15 protein-coding genes and 1 other RNA gene are annotated in these 18,208 nt (G+C 66.9%); 5 read left to right on the forward strand and 11 right to left on the reverse strand.

Translation table 11 applies throughout. The features are described 5' to 3' along the window. Nucleotides 1-31 precede the first annotated feature (31 nt). Nucleotides 32-2,875, reverse strand: a complete 2,844-nt coding sequence (locus ASE48_RS13160) for an MMPL/RND family transporter (RefSeq protein ID WP_057167534.1) — start codon at nucleotides 2,873-2,875, stop codon at nucleotides 32-34. Between the two features lie 103 nt (nucleotides 2,876-2,978). Then, nucleotides 2,979-3,677, reverse strand: a complete 699-nt coding sequence (locus ASE48_RS13165; protein WP_057167535.1) for a proteasome protein — start codon at nucleotides 3,675-3,677, stop codon at nucleotides 2,979-2,981. A gap of 22 nt (nucleotides 3,678-3,699) precedes the next feature. On the opposite strand from ASE48_RS13165, the gene ASE48_RS13170 reads away from it, so the two are divergent. Both ASE48_RS13170 and ASE48_RS13175 read left to right on the forward strand, forming a co-directional pair. Next, nucleotides 3,700-4,647 (forward strand): DNA polymerase domain-containing protein, encoded by a 948-nt coding sequence (locus tag ASE48_RS13170; protein ID WP_057167536.1) that lies wholly within the window; start codon nucleotides 3,700-3,702, stop codon nucleotides 4,645-4,647. A 66-nt stretch (nucleotides 4,648-4,713) separates the two neighbouring features. Then, complete coding sequence (locus ASE48_RS13175; protein WP_057167537.1) at nucleotides 4,714-5,247, forward strand: hypothetical protein; 534 nt, start codon at nucleotides 4,714-4,716, stop codon at nucleotides 5,245-5,247. A 341-nt stretch (nucleotides 5,248-5,588) separates the two neighbouring features. Here the strand turns inward: ASE48_RS13175 and ASE48_RS13180 are convergent, their stop codons facing one another. The 3 genes from ASE48_RS13180 to ASE48_RS13190 are packed head-to-tail and all read right to left on the reverse strand — an operon-like array spanning nucleotide 5,589 to nucleotide 7,935. Further along, entirely contained in the window at nucleotides 5,589-6,176 is a 588-nt protein-coding gene (locus tag ASE48_RS13180) for a hypothetical protein (RefSeq protein WP_156409177.1), read from the reverse strand. A gap of 28 nt (nucleotides 6,177-6,204) precedes the next feature. Beyond that, nucleotides 6,205-7,113: an alpha/beta fold hydrolase gene (locus ASE48_RS13185; protein WP_057167541.1), complete on the reverse strand. Its 909-nt coding sequence runs from the start codon at nucleotides 7,111-7,113 to the stop codon at nucleotides 6,205-6,207. A 51-nt stretch (nucleotides 7,114-7,164) separates the two neighbouring features. Further along, entirely contained in the window at nucleotides 7,165-7,935 is a 771-nt protein-coding gene (locus ASE48_RS13190; RefSeq protein WP_057167542.1) for an SDR family NAD(P)-dependent oxidoreductase, read from the reverse strand. Between the two features lie 91 nt (nucleotides 7,936-8,026). Here ASE48_RS13190 and ASE48_RS13195 point away from each other — a divergent pair, with 91 nt between their 5' ends. Beyond that, on the forward strand, nucleotides 8,027-8,593 hold the full coding sequence (locus ASE48_RS13195) for a dihydrofolate reductase family protein (RefSeq protein WP_057167544.1): 567 nt from the start codon (nucleotides 8,027-8,029) through the stop codon (nucleotides 8,591-8,593). A 58-nt stretch (nucleotides 8,594-8,651) separates the two neighbouring features. Continuing rightward, entirely contained in the window at nucleotides 8,652-10,850 is a 2,199-nt protein-coding gene (locus ASE48_RS13200) for an MMPL family transporter (RefSeq protein WP_057167546.1), read from the forward strand. Here ASE48_RS13200 and ASE48_RS13205 read toward each other — a convergent pair. From ASE48_RS13205 to ASE48_RS13220, 5 genes are all read right to left on the reverse strand, one after another. Further along, complete coding sequence (locus tag ASE48_RS13205; protein ID WP_057167547.1) at nucleotides 10,834-11,967, reverse strand: acyl-CoA dehydrogenase family protein; 1,134 nt, start codon at nucleotides 11,965-11,967, stop codon at nucleotides 10,834-10,836. The genes ASE48_RS13200 and ASE48_RS13205 overlap by 17 nt on opposite strands. Before the next feature lie 17 nt (nucleotides 11,968-11,984). Next, nucleotides 11,985-12,929 carry an NAD-dependent epimerase/dehydratase family protein gene (locus ASE48_RS13210; protein WP_057167548.1) on the reverse strand — a complete coding sequence of 315 codons (945 nt, stop codon included), beginning with the start codon at nucleotides 12,927-12,929 and terminating at the stop codon, nucleotides 11,985-11,987. Continuing rightward, entirely contained in the window at nucleotides 12,926-14,176 is a 1,251-nt protein-coding gene (locus ASE48_RS13215) for an aminotransferase class I/II-fold pyridoxal phosphate-dependent enzyme (RefSeq protein ID WP_057167550.1), read from the reverse strand. The genes ASE48_RS13210 and ASE48_RS13215 overlap by 4 nt, the downstream gene beginning before the upstream one ends. Nucleotides 14,177-14,457: 281 nt before the next feature. Beyond that, nucleotides 14,458-14,828, reverse strand: a transfer-messenger RNA (tmRNA) gene (gene ssrA, locus ASE48_RS32165). A gap of 66 nt (nucleotides 14,829-14,894) precedes the next feature. Then, nucleotides 14,895-17,165, reverse strand: coding sequence for a putative bifunctional diguanylate cyclase/phosphodiesterase (locus ASE48_RS13220; RefSeq protein WP_057167551.1), 2,271 nt, complete (start codon nucleotides 17,163-17,165; stop codon nucleotides 14,895-14,897). 84 nt (nucleotides 17,166-17,249) lie between these two features. Here ASE48_RS13220 and ASE48_RS13225 point away from each other — a divergent pair, with 84 nt between their 5' ends. Next, on the forward strand, nucleotides 17,250-17,714 hold the full coding sequence (locus tag ASE48_RS13225; RefSeq protein WP_057167553.1) for an SRPBCC domain-containing protein: 465 nt from the start codon (nucleotides 17,250-17,252) through the stop codon (nucleotides 17,712-17,714). Here ASE48_RS13225 and smpB read toward each other — a convergent pair. Beyond that, the gene (gene smpB / locus ASE48_RS13230) at nucleotides 17,711-18,208 is read right to left on the reverse strand and encodes an SsrA-binding protein SmpB (RefSeq protein WP_057167554.1); all 498 of its coding nucleotides are present in this window, start codon (nucleotides 18,206-18,208) and stop codon (nucleotides 17,711-17,713) included. The two genes, ASE48_RS13225 and smpB, sit on opposite strands and share 4 nt — an antisense overlap.

The raw sequence follows: 18,208 nt of genomic DNA on the forward strand, positions 1-18,208 counted from the left end.
GATCGCGCGCGGAATTGTCGATCTACCCAGCCTACGCGGGCACGTCGATTCCGCGTGCCGCCAGCCTGCGCGCCGACGCCTCGGTGCGGATCACCTGCGGCCACCAGAACCACTTTCCCAGCAGGGCGGCGATCGCCGGTGTCATGAAGGAACGCACCACCAGGGTGTCGAACAGCAGACCGAGGGCGATGGTGGTGCCGACCTGTGCCATCACCTTCAGATCACTGAACGCGAAGGAGGCCATGGTGAACGCGAACACCAGTCCCGCGGAGGTGACCACGGATCCGGTGCCCGCCATGGCCCGGATGATGCCGGTCTTCAGTCCGCCGTCCAGCTCCTCCTTGAACCGGGACACCAGCAGCAGGTTGTAGTCCGAGCCCACCGCCAGCAGCAGGATCACCGACATGGGCAGCACCATCCAGTGCAGTTCCAAGCCGAGTATGTGCTGCCACAACAACACCGACATACCGAAGGAGGCGCCCAGGGACAGCAGCACGGTCCCGACGATCACCGCGGCCGCCACCAGCGCCCGGGTGATGAGCAGCATGATCACGAAAATCAGTGCGGCGGCGGCGATCCCGGCGATCAGCAGATCCCATTGCGCGCCGTCGTGCATGTCCTTGTAGGTGGCCGCGGTGCCGGCAAGGAAGATCTTTGAGCCCTCCAGCGGGGTGCCCTTGATGGCTTCCTTGGCGGCCGTCTTGATCGGATCGACGTGCGCGATGCCCTCGGGGGTGGCCGGGTCCCCGTCGTGACTGATGATGAATCGCACCGACTTTCCGTCGGGTGAGATGAAGTTCTCCATCCCGCGCTTGAAGTCCTCGTTCTCGAAGGCCTCCGGCGGCAGGTAGAAGGTGTCGTCATTGCGGGACGCGTCGAAGGCCTCCCCCATGGCCGTGCCGTTGTCCTGCATGGCAGAGCCCTGATCCTGCATGCCCTTCTGGGTCTGATACATCGTCAGCATGGAGTTGCGCATGTTCTCCATGACGCGGATGTTCTCCGGCATCAGCACGACCATCTGCGGCAGCAGGGTGTCCAGGCGCTGCAGGTCGGGCACCACCGCCTGGATGTCGGCGGTCAGGATGTCGATCCCGTCGAGGGTGTCGAAGACCGAGCGCATGGTCCAGCACACCGGGATGTCGTAGCAGTGCGGTTCCCAGTAGAAGTAGTTGCGGATGGGGCGCAGGAAGTCGTCGAAATCGGCGATGTGGTCTCGCATTTCGGCGATGTCGAGCGTCATGTCGGTGGTCTTCTGGACCATCGAGTGGGTGGTGGCGGCCATCTGCTCGGTGATGGACGACAGCTGCTGCATGGTCTCGATGTTGGATTGCATGTCGTCGGCCTGCTTGAGCATGTCGGCGAACTGGTCCTGGCGGTACTTCTCGTTCATCGTCTGGGTGGCGCCCTGCTGGCTGAGCATGAACGGAATCGTGGTGTGCTCGATGGGTTTGCCGTTGGGCCGGGTGATGGTCTGCACCCGCGCGACGCCGGGGACCGCGAGAATGCCCTTCGCGATCTTGTTGATGACCAGGAAGTCGGCCGGGTTGCGCAGATCGCGGTCGCTCTCCACCATCAGCAGTTCGGGGTTCATCCGGGCCGCGCTGAAATGGCGTTCGGCGGCGTCGTATCCGACGTTGGCGGACAGATCGGCGGGCAGGTAGCGCCGCGCGTCGTAGTTCGTCTTGTAGCCCGGCAGGGTCACCAGCCCGATGATCGCCAGCGCCAGGCTGGCCACCAGGACGGGGCCGGGCCAGCGCACCACGGTGACGCCGATACGGCGCCAGCCCCGGGACCGGATGGCCCGTTTGGGTTCGAACCGGCCGAACCGGCTGCCGATGGTGATGACGGCGGGTCCCAGCGTCAGCGCCGCGATCACCGCGACCAGCGTGCCGATCGCGCACGGCACCCCCATGGTCTGGAAATACGGCAGCCGGGTGAACGACAGGCACAACATCGCGCCGGCGATGGTCAACCCGGAGCCCAGCACGACATGAGCGGTGCCGCCGAACATGCTGAAGTACGCGGTTTCCCGGTCCTCCCCGACGCCGCGGGCCTCCTGATAGCGGCCGACGGCGAAGATCGCGTAGTCGGTGCCCGCCGCGATGATCATCAACGTCAACAGGTTCACCGCGAAGGTGGACAGCCCGATGACCCCGGCACTGGCCAGGAAGGCGACGACACCGCGGGCCGCCCCGAGTTCGACGAACACCATCAGCAGGATCAGCAGCGTGGTGCCGATGGAGCGGTACACGATCAGCAGCATCAGCAGGATGACGCCGAGGGTGATCATGGTGACCTTGGCGATGCTCTTGTCGCCGGCGTGGTGCTGATCGGAGATCAGTGGCGCACCACCGGTGACGAACACCTGCAGCCCAGGCGGCGGCGGGTTCTGCGCGACGATGTCGCGGACCGCCTGCACCGACTCGTTGGCCAGCGTCTCGCCCTGGTTGCCGTGCAGATAAAGCTGGACGTAGGCGGATTTCCCGTCGGCGCTCTGCGCGCCGGCCGCGGTCAGGGTGTCGCCCCAGAAGTCGGCGACGTGCTGGATGTGGGCGGGGTCGGCCTCGAACTTGTCGATCAGGCCGTCGTAGTAGTGGTGCGCCTCGTCACCGAGGGGCTGATCGCCTTCCAGCACCACCATGGCATTGCTGTCGGAGTCGAACTCGTCGAAGTTGGCGCCGATGCGTTTCATCGAGATCATCGCCGGCGCGTTGTGGGCGCTCAGCCCGACGGTGTTCGCCTCGCCGACCTCTTCCAGCGACGGGACGAGCACGTTGGTCGCGATGGTGAGCGCCAGCCAGGCCAGCACGATGGGTACCGAAAGCACTCGGACGAGATGTGCGATCTTGGAGCGATCGGCTTTGGTGGCGTTCAAATGTGTGGCCCGTCAGGATTACAGAATCTGTATCGGGCGTAATTTACGTAGCTAATTTAACAATTGCCAACCCACAGAGTGAATTGACAGCAACTTCACAGACTCATTCGAAGAGGTCGTCGAGCGCCTGCTGTTCGAGCTTCACCCACTTGGCCACGTTCTTGCGGACCGCGTCGACCTGTTTGGGCGTCAGGTGCTGAGCGCCCTCCTCGGGGGTGATGCGGCACAGGTCCATCGGCCCCCCGACGCTCGACGACGAGGCGTCCAGCGCGTCGAGCACCCGCAGGGCGGCCACCACGCCGTAGTCGACATCGCGTTCGGGCATCCGGAAATGGGTGAGCAGCGCGTGCGCCTGCTGCGCCATCGCCGCGCCGCTGCCGACCGCCTGAAAGCCGGTCTCCTCGTGATGGCCGAGCAGCGCGTTGGGGTCGAGATCGATGATGAACGGCCGGTCCCCCACGTAGCCGGCGGCCAGAACGAAGGTCGCCGGCGTGCCGGCCTTGTCCTGCCCGGGCACGCTGGAGATGAAGTTCTCGTAGTGGTGTTCCAGGATCGGCCGGACCCGCGCCTGGATGGCGCGCCCGATGTCCTTGGCCTCGACGATGGCGTCGGCTTCCTCGGTGAAGATCTGCTCGACGTCGTAGAGCACCGCACGCGAGCCGCTGCCACCCCACGCCGCGGACGTACCCAACGGGTGCAGCTTCTGCGCGGGATAGGTCAGGCCGCGGCCCGGATCGGTGATCTGGGAATCCGAGGCCAACACGATCCCGTTGGCGCACCGCAGAGCGAGGACGACGGTCATCCCACGATCCTATGGTGGAGCCATGACCGCGGACGAGCAGCGAGCCGGCGTCGAGCTGACCAACCTGGACCAGCCGCTCGGCCCCGATGCCGGGGCCACCAAGCGCGACCTGGTCGACTACCTGGACGCGGTCGCCGACCGGATCCTGCCCGGGCTGGCGGGGCGGCCACTGACGGTGCTGCGGGTGCTGCGCGGGCGGGCGCCGTTCATGCAGAAGAACGTGCCCAAGTACACCCCGGACTGGGTGAAGACGGTGCCGATCTGGGCCGAGGCATCGCACCGCGAGATCCACTACGCGCTGTGCGATGACCGGCGCACCCTGCTGTGGCTGGCCAATCAGCGTGCCGTCGAATACCACCCGGCGCTCGGGCCGGCCGACAACATCTACGCACCGACCCATCTGATCCTGGACCTCGACCCGCCCGACGCCGAGGACTTCGCCGCGGTGGTGGCGGTGGCCGAGTTGGTGCGCCAGGCGTTGGCCGACACCGGGCTGGCGGGCGCGGTGAAGACCAGTGGGTCGCGCGGGGTGCATATCTTCGTGCCCGTCGATGCTCCCGGCGATGACGTGGCGGCGGCGACCCGGGCGTTGGCGGCGCGCGCCGAGGCGCTCGATCCGCACATTGCGACAACGGCTTTCATCGTCGAGGACCGCGCAAACAAGGTGTTCGTGGACGCCACCCGCTCCGGCGGGGCGACAGTGGCGGCGGCGTACAGCCCACGGCTGCGTCCCGGTACACCGGTGTCGTTTCCGCTGTCCTGGTCGGAGCTTTCCGAGGTGCGGCCGTCGGATTTCACCGTGCACACCGCGCTGGACCGCCTGGGCGACCGCGATCCGTGGGCCGAGCAGATGCCGGCACCGCAGCGGCTGCCCGACGATCTGATCGAACAGGGCCGCAGCATCCCGGTCGCCCGGGTCGCCGCCATGCACGAGGGCAAACGACGAGCCAAGGCGCGCCGCGAGAGCTGAGCCGTTTCGCGCACGCCCGGCGCGTTACCGCACTTCGTCATCCGAACGTCGTACCGTCGAAGCACTATGGCGAACAACGGACCCGGCGACAACTACTCCGACGACGAACCCACCCAGTACGCCGCGAACTACAGCGACTACACCCAGCCGTACGAAACGGCCGACCCCTACGCCGCCGGCGGCGAACCACCCGAGCCGCCGCAGCCCTGGTACCGCAAACCCGCGGCGCTGGTGGTCATCGGCGCGATCGCGGCCCTGGTGCTGGTCGGCGCAATCTGGGGCATCATCAGCGCGCTGAGCGGTGATTCTTCGGAGTCCACCACCACGACGACGTCGTCGACCACCTCGTCGTCGGAGGCGGCGACCACGTCCGCGGTGGCGCCGGTGCCGACCGAGACGGTGACGGCCACCCCGGAGACCACCACGACCACCGAGCCGACGACCACGACAACGACCACCACCCCGTCGACGACAACGACCACCACCACGACCACGACGCCGAGCACCTCGGTGAGTACGAGCACCAGCACGGTCACCGAAACCCAGACCGAGACGCAGACCGTGACCCCAGAGGCGCCGCCGGCCGAGGGCGCGGGATAGTTCGCCGAACGTCGACGTGTTGTCGCTCCCGGGCGAGATCCTCGACGACAGGTCGACGTTGAGCGTCAGGAACTTCACGCTTGAGGTTCGGTTCGGTCACGAGCGGCGCCGGCCCGGACCTCCGGTGGTTGGATCGGGCGGTGGCAACTTTCGCGCTCGTCGTCGGGGTCGCCATCGTCGCCGCGATCGGTGGCTACCTGGTGGGCCGGCCGAGCCAACGGCGCTCACGACGGGTGTTCATCGCGGGCTTCCTGTGCGGCTCGGTCACCGGAACGGTGCTACGCGGTCGGCACCGACGACTGGCGCATCGGGCGATGCGCCAGGTGCTTCCGCAGACGTTCTCAGATCCTCGGCGGCGCAGTCGCTCCCGGACCCACAAGATCGGCTTCGCTGTTCGATGAGGTGCGGCGCCACCGCCCGTACAACGGCAACTCGCGCAACGACTCCCATGACCACCGTCGGGCCAGAAACCTGATGACCGTCCGCACGTAGCGGCTGGTCTCGGAGTACCACCGCCACTCGTAGAGGCTCCCGCCCGCCAATCGCTGTGCGAGCGCCTCGGATTCGACACCCTGCAGATAGGGCCGGACCCACGTCACCATCACCCAGGCCTGCCCGGCGTCGGGGAGCGAGAACATCCACTCGATCGGGGCGTCCCCGGCGGCCATGGTGTGCCTTGGAGCGGGCGGGGCAGGCCCGTCCGCTCCGAACAGGTGGACCGTGACGTTGTGGAAGACGCCGGGGCCGCCCACCTCGAAACGCACCCGGTAGTGGTCGCCGTCGCGGGTCGCCGAGAACGCCACCAACCCGCCGACGGCGACGTAGCGGGAGAACACCAGCGCGCTGCCGATCATGAGGATTCGGCGTGCCGCGAGCAGCACCGTGAATGTCGCAACGGTCAGCGCGACGACGCTCCACATGAGATCCACGTGCACAGCGTGTCAGAACAAGAGGCGATTACCGGGCAGAGCCGATGAACTCGACGCCGGCGTTGATCGCGGCGCGGTGCCGCAGGATCCGGTAGTGCGCCAACCGGCCCAACCCGCGGGTGGTCACCAACTCCGCACCCGGCCAGGAGCCGATGAATTCCGCACTGAAGCGATAGGGCGCGTCGGGGTCGTCGGGGTCGTGGATGACCAGCAGCGGTGTCGGGGACTCGAGTTTGGCCCCGATGAAACCGAGATCGGTTTCGTGGAGCGGCATCTCGATGCGCTGGGCGAGTCGACGATGCAGGCCGTCGCGAACCCGCGGCCCGAACCCATGTCGCTCGGCGAACATGTCGAGGTAGAAATCGAAGTCACCCATCGGCGCCAGAAAGACCAGGCGCTCGATCTCGGCGCCGTCGGTCAGCGCCAGCGCGGCGGCTTTGGCGCCCAAAGAGTGCGCGACGATGGCGCGGGCCGGGCCGTGGGTGCGGATGAATGCGCTGACGGCTTCGGCGCATTCGACCAGATGGGTGCGTCCCGCCGCGAGCACACCGGCGTCGGAGTCGTTGTGCGCAGGCAGGTCGAACGCGATGACGCGGTGCCCGGCAGCGACGAGCGGTTTGACGAAGACGCCCAGGTGCGCGCGGCAACCGCCCCAGCCGTGCACCAGGTACACCACCGGTCCCTGCCCCCAGGCCTCCCCCGCGACCCGGTGGCCGGACCAGTACGCCTCGACGGGCTCGCTCGGCGGAACCCCCGGCGGCATGCGCAGACTGGCGTCCACCACCGGCGGAGTGCACCACAGCTCGGTGGCCCAGCGGGCGCCGATGGCGGGAGCGAATCGTTCCAGCAGGCCGAGCGCCTTGCGAATGCGGGGGTGGACGGGTGGCTCGATTCCGGAGCCGGACTCACTGTCGGATTGCGCGCTGTCGCCGACCATCACGTGTTCCCTCGCCCCATGGCGCCGATCCTATTGGGGCGTTGCTGCTCGCTACTGCGCGAGGTAGCCCCCGTCGACCGGCAGCACCGCACCGGTGATGAAGGACGCGTCATCGGAGGCCAGGAAGACGATGGCCTTGGCGACCTCGGCCGGTTCGCCGAGGCGGCCCATGGGGTGCATGCGCTCGATGGACTCCAGATACTCCGCGCCACCCGGCTGGTCCGGAATCCGCTTGACCGCGTCGGTTCGGATCGTGCCGGGGGCCACGGCGTTCACTCTGATCCCCCGGTCAGCCCACTCGACCGCCAGGTGCTTGGTCAAACCGGTGGCGACGAACTTGGCGGGCCCGTACGCCGCCTGCCGTTTCTGCCCGGCCAGCCCGGAGATCGAGGACAGGCAGACGATGGACCCACCACCGGTCGTCAGCATCGCCTCAATGGCGAACTTGCAGGTGAGGAACATGCCGCGCCCGTCGACTGCCATCACCTCGTCCCACGCGGCGACGGTCACCTCGGAGGCGTCCCCGAGCGGGATGATCCCGGCGTTGGCGACGAGCACGTCGAGTCGACCGAACCGTCCGGCCGCCTCGATCATCCGCCGGGCGTCGTCCTCCACCGAGACGTCGCCGATGACCGTCTCGACCTCGGCTCCCGCCTCCCGCAGTTCGTCGGCCAGTGCCATCAGCGGCTCGCTCTGAATGTCGGTCACCACCAAGCGCGCGCCCTCGTGGGCGAAGAGCACGGCGGTCGCCCGCCCGATCCCGAATGCGGCCCCGGTGATCACCGCGGACTTTGCGAGCAGACGTCCTGGTCCCTGGGTCACGGCGTCATCGTGTCACCCCTGTTCGACGGCGTCGCCACTTTGGTGATCGCGGTAGTCGATGAGATCTGCCTGCCGGCGCAGTCTGATCTGCATGGGCACACTCATCTATGGCTTCACCGTGTCGGTGGACGGCTACATCGCCGACGCACAGGGCAGCATCGACTGGTCCGACCCGAGCGAAGAGCTGCATCAGTACTGGAACGACTTCGAACGCGAGACCGCGTGCGCGTTCTACGGGCGGCGGCTCTACGACCTGATGTCCGCGTACTGGCCGACCGCCGACGAGGGCCCGGACGCCACCCCGATGATCGTCGACTTCGCGCAGATCTGGCGAGATATGCCCAAGGTGGTGTTCTCCAGCACGCTGGAGTCTGTCGACTGGAACTCGCGTCTGGAACGCGGCGACCCGGTCGAGGTGGTGAGGAGGCTCAAGGCCGAAACCGACGGCCAGCTGGAGGTGGCCGGCGCCACGCTGGCCGCACCCATCGTGCAAGCGGGACTGGTCGATGAGTTCCGGCTGGTGGTCGCGCCCACCGCCGTGGGTGGCGGCACCCCGTTCTTCCCGACGCTGCCGTCGTGGATCTCTCTGCAGCTGCTGGAGAATCGCACGTTCCCGAACGGCACGGTCCTGCTGCGTTACGCGGCGAAAAACGACTGATCGCGGTGACACAGCAAACCACGCTGCCCATCAAGGTCATCCCGTAACGTCGCACAGCGTGCTTTCGAAGCTGGCCCGCGTGGTCATCGCAGCCCCCAGACGAGTACTGCTCGTCGTCGGGCTCCTGACCATCCTCGCCGGCGTGTTCGGCGCCACCGTGACCGAACATCTCGGTTCCGCCGGGTTCCAGGACCCGGGCTCGGAATCCGCCCGCGGGACGAAGGTGCTGACCGAGACGTTCGGTCAGGGCGACATGGACGTCACCTTCGTAGTGCGAGGTACGGGCGCCGTGCTCGACCGGGCGACCGCAGACGCGGGCCGCAGGCTTGTCGATGAGATCCGTGCTGCCCCCAACGTCAACGGAGTCGTCTCCCCCTGGGACGGCTCCCCCGCCGGTCGCAGCCTGATCAGTGCCGACGGCCGAACCGCGGTGGTGATCGCGCAGATCTCCGGCGGCGAGAACGACGCACCCACACACGGCAAGGAGGTCGCCGACCTCGTCACCGGTGAGCGTGACGGGCTCACCGTGCTGGCCGGCGGCACCGCGATCGTCTCCGCGGAGATCAACGAGCAGTCCGAAAAGGACCTGCTCATCGCCGAAGCCATCGCGCTGCCGCTGTCGCTCATCGTCCTCATCTGGGTGTTCGGCGGTGTGTTCGCCGCGCTGCTGCCGCTCGTCGTGGGGGGCATGGCCATCGTCGGTACGCTCGGGATGCTGCGAGGGATAACCCTTTTCGCCGATGTTTCGATCTTCGCGCTCGACCTCACCACCGCCATGGGGCTGGCTCTCGCAATCGATTACACCCTGCTGCTCATCAGCCGCTACCGCGAGGAATACCAACGCGTCGGCGATCGCGATGAGGCGCTGCGCCTGGCGATGGCGAAAGCCGGTCGCACCATACTGTTCTCGGCATGCACGGTGTTCCTCGCCGTCGGCGCGCTCGCGGTGTTCCCGATGTACTTCCTGCGGTCCATGGCGTACGCGGGCTGCGGAGTGGTGGCGCTGGCCGGTCTGTACGCCGTCATCGTGGCGCCGGCGGTGATCACACTGCTGGGCGACCGGATCGAAAAGTTCAACATCCGCACGAAGTTCGGGCGCGACACCACCCAACCGGACATCACCCAGAGCGTGCTCTACCGGACCACCACATTCGTCACCCGCCACGCGGTCCCGTGCGCGCTCGCGGTGATCGCGCTGCTGCTGATGCTCGGCGCCCCATTCCTCAATGCACGCTTCGGACTCCCCGATGATCGGGTGCTACCGACCAGTGCGCAGTCGCGGCAGGTGGGCGACACGTTGCGTGCCGAGTTCCCCGGCAACGCCGCGGCGGCCACCTCGATCGTCATCCCCGATGCGCAGAGTCTGACCGAGGACGACATCGCCGACTACGCCGCCGCGCTGTCGAACGTTCCCGGTGCGCTCGCCGTGTCCGCGCCCAACGGCTCCTACGTCGACGGCCGCGGCGCCGGACCACCCCTGCTGCCGACCGCGGCGAAGGACGGAAGCCTGTGGCTCTCAGTCGCGATCGAGCACCCGTCATCGGACTCGCTGTCGCGGGAAGAGCTCGACCGGCTGCGCGCGGTCCCCGTGCCGCAGAGTGCCGAGGCGCTGTTCACCGGCGCCAACGAACTCAACCAGGATTCGGTGGACGAGATCGTCCGGCTCCTGCCCGTGGTGCTCCTGCTCATAGCGGCCACCACGTTCGTGCTGATCTTTCTGCTCACGGGCAGCCTGCTGCTACCGGTAAAGGCGTTGGTACTCAACACGTTGTCGCTGTCGGCGACACTCGGTGCGTTGGTGTGGGTGTTCCAGGAGGGACACCTGGGCGGTCTGGGCTGCACACCGACCGGAACGCTGGTCGCCGATGTGCTGGTCTTCCTGTTCGCGACGGCGTTCGGTTTGTCGATGGACTACGAGGTGTTCCTGCTGTCCCGGATCCGGGAGCACTGGCTCGCGTCGGCCCAGCGCAAGGAGGACAACGACGAGGCGGTGGCACTCGGCATCGCCGGTGCGGGCCGGGTCATCACCGCGGCCGCAGTGCTGATGGTGATCGTCTTCGCGGCGCTGTCCAGCGGCGACGTCGCCTTCATGCGGATGATCGGAGTCGGCCTGGCGCTCGCCGTCGTGGTCGACGCGACGTTGGTGCGCATGGTGTTGGTACCCGCCGTCATGAAGCTTGCGGGACGCTGGAACTGGTGGGCTCCGGCGCCACTGGCCAAGCTGCACGCCAAGGTGGGGTTCAGCGAGTCAGGTTGATCTCCCCGGCCAGCTCGTGGTCGAGCAGGAAAGTACCGGCTTCGCGCAGGTTCGGCGGGTGGAACGAATACGCCGAGATACACGAGGCCAGATAGGCGATCTCGGGGTCGGTGGCGAAGGCCACCCCGCCCACCTTCGCCACCATTCGGGCCACGGCCGACTGCAGGTGGTCGCGGAATCCCAGCCGAATCCACAGCAGATCGGCGAAGAGGTCGTCACTGCGATCACCGGTGTCGTAACGCTCGGCGATCATCCGCAATGCGCGCCACACCCCCTCGACGGGCGAGAACAATTCGACGAAGTCTGCGGGGGTGAAGTCCTCGCGGTCGGCGAGTTTGAGCGCGAGTCGGGTCGCGGCGCCGACGTAGCCGGCCGTGATGATCAACCCGAACAGGACGTAGCCAGACTTCTCGTTGCGGCCGTCGGGATCCTCGACGTCGCTGACCATCATCAACTCGTTGGGCACGAAGACGTCTTCGAAGACCACCGCGTGGGTCTGCGCGCCGGACAGCGGTGCACTGGTCCACAGCGGGGTGACGCTGAGCCCTGGGCTGCCGTTGAAAATCACCGTGATGGCCCGCTGTTTGGTGTCATCGAGCAGCACGCTGGCCATCACGCAGTCCATGCTGTCGGCCAGACTGCAGGGTTTCTTGCTCCCGGTGAGGGTGTAACCGCCGTCGGCCGGGGTGGCCTCCATCGTCGGGCGGAAGACGCTGCCGTCGATCTTGCCCTCGGAAAAGCCGGAGGCGAAGACGGTGCGATTCTCGATGAGCGACTTGATCAGCCCGACGGTCTCCTCGTCGGTCGATTCTGCGAAGTCGGCCAGCCCAGCGACCGAGAGGTAATGCATGGTGGTCGCCGCGGCGAGCGACGGACTGAGGTAGCCGACACCGCGTTGCAGCTCAAGGGTTTCCACACAGGTTGCCCCCAGCCCGCCGAGTTCCTTCGGCGCGGTCAGCCGTGGCCCGTTGTGCTCCTTCCACAGTGCGACGACGTTCGTCGCGGGATTTTCGGCAACCATCAGTCCGAGTTCGTGCAACTTGTCGGCGAGTTCGGGGAGGTGGCGACGGACGGCCGCCACGTGCGACAGCCTCGATTCCAGTCCGGTGCGGTCCATCGGAAGTCCTTCCTGGTTCAGGTACGAGAGATATAGCGCTGTAGCGCTTCTGCGGAACTGGATGACGGTTCCCACGCTGCCGTGGAGCGGAGCAGCCCAGAGTCGAGCAGCGGGTCGCCACGCGTCACCCAGTGCCCGGAGAAGGGCGCGAGATGCAGCCGGAACAGGAGATCGGCGCCCAGTTTCAACGGCCCCAACGGCCCGGCAACCAGCCGCGCACCCGTCATCGCGCTGATCTCCCGCACGCTGGTGTGGTCCGTCGGGGCGATGTTGTAGATGCCGGTCAGCTGCTGGGAGAGGATGGTGGCGTAGGCATCGACCAGGTCTGTGTCCCAGAGGAATTGATAGAAGGAGCTCGCCGGGTTGGGGTAGACGATCGTCTTGGCCAGGAATGCTTGCAGCCCTGAGTTGTCGAAATGCTCCCCGACGATGTAGCAGGGTCGCGCGACGGCCAGTTTCGTGCCGCCGGGTTCGCCGTGTGTCCAGTACCAGTTGGCCAGATGCTCCAGCAGCGCCTTGTGATAGAAGTAGTAGTGGTCGGGATTCCGGTCGCCGGCCGGATAACTGTTCTCCGGCAATTGTTTTCCGGTACCACAGGCCGCGACGCCGAGCGCGTTCGCGCTGGAGGTGAGGATGAGGTGGCCGATGCCCACCCGGTTCGCCTCTTCGAGCAGCGCCTGCGTCGCCACCACGTTGACCGTGTAGGCCAGGCGTTTGTCCCGGGGCTCTTCCACGCAGTAGGCCAGGTGGATGAGCGCGTCGTATCCGGTGATCGGATCGAGGTCGATGTGGCCGCTGAGGTCGAGGTAGGCTTCGCGGACCTTGGGATGCTGACAGTCGGTCTGTCGACGACCCAGGACGGTGATCTCCTCGATATCCTCGTTGCGCACAGCCCAATTCAGCATGGCGCGCCCGAAATCCCCGGTCGCACCGGTGATGGCGAGGCGGAGGCCCCCGGTCACGCAGCCGCCAGGGCCCAGGACAGCTCTTTGTTGAGTACGTCAGCACAACGGATGACTTCGTCTTCGCTGAGTTCCGATGTCATGCAGACCCGGAGGATGGGCTCCCCCACCGGCACTGCCGGGTAGATCGCCGGTGTGACGAAAACACCGGAATCCCGAAGTTGATTCCAGCTCAGGACGGTGCGCAGCTCGTCGAACAGTCGGATGGGAATGATCGGTGACCAGTCGGGGCTGTGGTCGTCGGGCTGATGCAGCGCGACGTCCAGCGGCGCGAGCGCCTTCCGCATGAGTCGCGAGTTGCGCTCCAGCCGGCTGCGCCGTTCCCTGCCCTCGTCGCTGCGGATGATCTTGACTGCAGCGGAAGCAGCCGCCATCGCGGCCGGTGTCGCCGACGTGCTGAACCAGAAGGACCGCGCACTCAGCCGGATCTCGTCGATGAAATCGCGTGATGCGGCGATGAATCCACCGAGACCACCGATCGCCTTCGACAACGAGCCCATCACGATGTCGACCTGTTGGGCGACCCCGTTCCGCTGTGTCAGGCCGCCCCCGGAGGGTCCGAACACACCGATACCGTGCGCTTCGTCGACCATCAGCAGCGCACCCGCACCGTTACAGACATCGATGATTCGCTCGAGCGGAGCCGTCGAGCCTTCCATCGAGTACAGCGAGTCGACGATGACCAGAATCCGCCGATATCGCATCCCCCCGTGGCTGCGCAGGACCGCCGCCAGCGACTCGGCGTCATTGTGCTCGAACTTGGCTTCCACGGCCCGGCTCAGTCGTACCCCGTCGCGGATCGAGGCGTGGGCCAACGAGTCCACCACGGCCAGGCAGTCGTCGCCGAGCAGCGCCTGAATGGTGCCGACGTTGGTCTGGTAACCGGTGGTGAAGACAAGCGCTTCCTCATGCCCCAGCCATTCGGCGATCTGCCGTTCGAGGGCGACATGCAGGCTGTACGTCCCGTTGAGCAGACGGCTGCCGGTCGTCCCGACCCCGAATTCCTCCGTCGCGGCGACCGCCGCGGCGACCACGTCGGGATGCGTCGACAGGCCGATATAGGAATTCGACCCGAGCAGCACACACTCCTTGCCATGGACACCGACCATCGGCGTATCGACGGAGTCGATCTGCTGGAAGAACGGGCTCTGTCCGGTCGCCGAGAAGTGACGTAGCAGCTCGATCCGCTGTCCCACGTCCTTCGCGATATCGCCGGTCTCAGCGAATTCCACCGGGTCCTGATCCATGGTGCACCCCTCCTGTCTGTCAGCGACGGACGCTGATGGGCGTTCATGAGAATCACGCCACCCAAGGGATTCGAGTTCAACCACGCCGCGGATTGCCGGGAGCGCCACAAATCTGAACTGGCTTGCACTGGCGGGATGACAGGTCTGACTCCCCTGCGCCTACGTCCAGCGTCGACTTGTTGTCGAAGAAAGTCGAGAAGTTCGACAACAAGTCGACGCTGGGCGCACAAGCGGGCAAAAGAAAAGGCCGCAGGTCGTGTGACCTGCGGCCTCCCCCTCGTGAGTGGAGCTGCCGGGAATTGAACCCGGGTCCTACGGCATTCCCTCAAGGCTTCTCCGTGCGCAGTCCGCTATGTCTCTACTTGGATCTCTCGGTCACGCAGACAAGCCGAGATGACGATCCCAGTCGCTGTTTGATGTCCCCACGGGTCCCGCGACCGAACCCGTGGGTGGGTCCCTCTAGCTGATGCCAGGATCCGGGCCGAGGGCGCTCCCGGTCTGACAGACACGCATCGCTACTTAGGCAGCGAGTGCGTAGTCGCGCTGATTGGAATCGGCGCTTAATTGGTTGCAACGACGCTTACGGTGGTCATTTGCCTGCACCGGCACGCTTCCCTTGATTCGATGCGCGAAGTCGAAACCGTTCAGCCCCTCGCACCCCCGCCGACAGTCGGCAGGACTCACCATCATACCGCGCGCACCGACAACCGCCCAACGCTTAAGCCTGACCCTGCACCGTCGCCAAGGACGCGACGAGTTCGGCCACCGGCACCGGCATCCCGAACAGGTGCCCCTGGGCCAACCGGCCGCCGGCGCGGGCCACCATCTCGGCCTGCTCGGCGGTCTCGACGCCCTCGGCGATCACGTCGAGCCCCAGGTCGTCGCACAGCTTGATCACCGAGCGGTACAGCGTCTGATCCCGCGCCGGGTTGCTGCCGGAGGCCAGGCTGCGGTCCAGCTTCACGATCCCGACCGGCAGCGCGTGCAGATAGGTCAGCGAGCTGAAACCGGAGCCGAAATCGTCCAGCGCGACCTTGACGCCCATCTCACCGAACCGGCCGATCTGGCGGGCGGCGCGGTCGAGGTCGACGATCGGCATCGTCTCGGTGATCTCCAGGACCAGCCGCTCCCGCGGAATCCGGTAGCGCTCCAGCACGTTGCGTACCGTCTGCTCGAACCCAGGATTGCCCAGCCGCGCCCCACCGATGTTGACGTGGATATCCAAATCCAGGCCGCGCCCGCGCACCTCCGAGCAGGCCAGGTCGAGCACCAGCGCGTCGAAGTCCGCGCCCAGGCCGGCCGCTTCGGTGTCCGCGACGAAGGTCTCCGCCGAGATGTCGATCCCGTTGGCCGCCGTCCACCGGGACAGCGCCTCCACCGCCACCGGCGTGCCATCGCCGAGCGCCACCACCGGCTGATAGACGAGCCGGAACCCGGGCGGCGGCCTGCCCTTGGACGCACGCAGCAGGGTCGGGAAGTCGACCACCGCCCCCGATGACGGCTGGTAGACCACGGCGGTGTCCTTGCCCATCCGCTTGCCCGCGTACATCGCGATATCGGCCTGGCGCAGCAGGTCGTCGGAGGTCTGCGGCAATCCGTCGGACTCGGGCCGCACCAGCCCCATGCTGGCCTGCACCCGCAGCGACGAACCGTGCACCGGGAACGGTTCGCGCAGCGCGATCCGCAGCCGTTCGGCCGAACCCTCGAGCTGCTCACCCTGATCGCCGGCACCGCGGATCAGGATGGCGAACTCGTCGCCGCCGATGCGGGCCAGGGTGTCGCCGTCGGCCACGAACCGCCCCAGCCGGTCGCCGACCGCGCACAGCAGTTCATCGCCGGCGGCGTGCCCGTAGCGGTCGTTGACCTCTTTGAAGTCGTCGAGGTCGATGAAGATCAGCACGAACTGTCCGTGCCGCATCGCCTCATCGAGGCGCTGCGCGAACAGCGTCCGGTTCGGCAGCCCGGTCAGCGCGTCATGGTGCACCTGGTGCGCCAGGCCGCGCTGGGCCCAGTACAGCCACTGCGTGAGCGACCGCTCCGCCCGCGTCGCAAGCACCTGCCGGGTCGCCACCAGGGCCACCATCGCGACCGCCAGCACGACCGCGGCCAGGGACAGTTCGCGCTCGATGTAGAGGTGAAAGGTGAACAGCACCGCGATGCCGAGGAACCCGACATAGGGCAGCAGCAGCTGCGGCCAGTCCTGACGGCGGAAGGCACTGTCCGACGGCGGTGCCGTCGGTAGGAATGCGAAGCCGGTGAGCACCGGTCCGACGATCAGCCCGATCCCGACCCACAGTTCCGCGTCGGTCATATCCACCGAGCGCAGGTAGGCCAGCAGCCGGTTGGCGGTGCCCATCATCAGCAGTCCACCGGCGAGCAGCAGGTAGTTCGTCCGGTTGGGCCGGCTGGGGTCATAGATCATTGCGATCAGCACGACCGTGCCGACGACGAAGATCTCCGCGCCGATGAAGATGACGTCGAGTACGCGCATGTGCGTGCTGGACGCCGCGAAGCGGGTGCCGAGGTCGCTCATGACCGCCAGGATCAGGAACGCGAGGCCGGCGATGACCCCGTCGAGGGCGTTGGTGACGAACGGTTGGCGCAACGGGCTGTCGGGCGGGGCCGTCACACCGCCGCTGGAGCGCACCAGCAGGACCACCGACGTGAACACCAGCACCGGTATCGACAGGTAGACGATCCGGGCCAGTACCGGCGCCCAGTCGGCCATGTGCAGTTGCCACAGCGTCTGGCCGAGCGCCCAGTTCACCAGCGCCGCGACGAACACCAGTCGCCACCAGCGCTCGGTGCCGTGCTCGCGCCGCGCGACGGTCAAGCCGCAGACGATCGCGCCCACACCCGCGCAGATCTGCAAGATCAATGCGCCGGTATCGGCCGCCGAGTCGCCCCAAAACGCCATCGCGTTGACCGCTGCCAGCGTGATGACACCGGCGAGCACGAGTAAACGTAGACGCGAGCGTCCTACTGTCACCCACCCTCCCCGTGCGTCTGACCGCGTGGGGCACTATATCGCTGTCAGCCTCGAGGTCCCGGTAAATGCCGCCATGATGGAGTCATGCCGCGCATCGACACCGCATCCCGGGTCATTCACGCCTCCCCTGGCGCCGTCTACCGCGCGTGGCTGGATCCGCAGGCGTTGATCGCGTGGCTGCCGCCGTCGGGTATGACCGGCCGCGTCGACCGCTTCGAACCGCACGCCGGCGGCGTCTACGTCCTGACACTGACCTACGACGACGCCACCACCACCGGAAAGACCGGGAACAACACCGACGTCGTGCACGGAAGATTCACGCTGCTGGTGCCCGACCGGCTGATCGAACAGCAGGTGGTTTTCGCCTCACCGGACCCCGCGTTCGCCGGCACCATGACGATGACGTGGACGCTGACGGCCACCGACGACGGCACCGAGGTGACGGTCACCTGCACCGACGTGCCCGAGGGCATCGGTCAGGACGATCACCTCGCCGGCATCGGCTCGACGCTGGAGAACCTGGCCGCCCACGTCGAGGCGCGCGGTTAGACCATCCCCTTGGCGCGCCGGCCCAGTTCGCGGGTGATCTCCCGGTCGGCGTCGCGCTTGGCCAGATCCTGTCGCTTGTCGCGGGCCTCTTTACCGCGGGCCAGCGCCAGCTCGACCTTGACCTTGCCGTCCACGAAGTACAGCGACAGCGGCACCAGGGTCAGGTTGCCGTCGCGGATCTTGCCCACCAGGTTGTCGATCTGGCTGCGGTGCATCAGCAGCTTGCGGTTGCGCCGCGGCGCGTGGTTGGTCCAGCTGCCGTGGTGATATTCGGCGATGTGCAGGTTGCGTAACCAGATCTCGCCGTCGTCGATGGTGGCGAACGCGTCGGCGAGTGAGGCTTGGCCTTCGCGCAGGCTCTTCACCTCGGTGCCGACCAGCACGACCCCGGCCTCGTACACATCCAGGATCGAATAGTTGTGGCGCGCCTTGCGATTGGTCGCCACCACATGGTTGTTCGCCTTCTCGGCGGCTTTGTCGGGTTTTTTCGCCAT

It is taken from the genome of Mycobacterium sp. Root265, from assembly GCF_001428895.1.
In the GTDB taxonomy this organism is placed as follows: Bacteria; Actinomycetota; Actinomycetes; order Mycobacteriales; family Mycobacteriaceae; genus Mycobacterium.

Excerpts from the sequence above, each read along its gene's own strand:
- ASE48_RS13165 (WP_057167535.1), bottom strand. The coding sequence starts at position 3,677 with ATGACCGTCGTCCTCGCTCTGCGGTGCGCCAACGGGATCGTGTTGGCC.
- ASE48_RS13170 (WP_057167536.1), top strand. The coding sequence starts at position 3,700 with ATGACCGCGGACGAGCAGCGAGCCGGCGTCGAGCTGACCAACCTGGAC.
- ASE48_RS13175 (WP_057167537.1), top strand. The coding sequence starts at position 4,714 with ATGGCGAACAACGGACCCGGCGACAACTACTCCGACGACGAACCCACC.
- ASE48_RS13185 (WP_057167541.1), bottom strand. The coding sequence starts at position 7,113 with ATGGTCGGCGACAGCGCGCAATCCGACAGTGAGTCCGGCTCCGGAATC.
- ASE48_RS13195 (WP_057167544.1), top strand. The coding sequence starts at position 8,027 with ATGGGCACACTCATCTATGGCTTCACCGTGTCGGTGGACGGCTACATC.
- ASE48_RS13205 (WP_057167547.1), bottom strand. The coding sequence starts at position 11,967 with ATGGACCGCACCGGACTGGAATCGAGGCTGTCGCACGTGGCGGCCGTC.
- ASE48_RS13215 (WP_057167550.1), bottom strand. The coding sequence starts at position 14,176 with ATGGATCAGGACCCGGTGGAATTCGCTGAGACCGGCGATATCGCGAAG.
- ASE48_RS13225 (WP_057167553.1), top strand. The coding sequence starts at position 17,250 with ATGCCGCGCATCGACACCGCATCCCGGGTCATTCACGCCTCCCCTGGC.
- smpB (WP_057167554.1), bottom strand. The coding sequence starts at position 18,208 with ATGGCGAAAAAACCCGACAAAGCCGCCGAGAAGGCGAACAACCATGTG.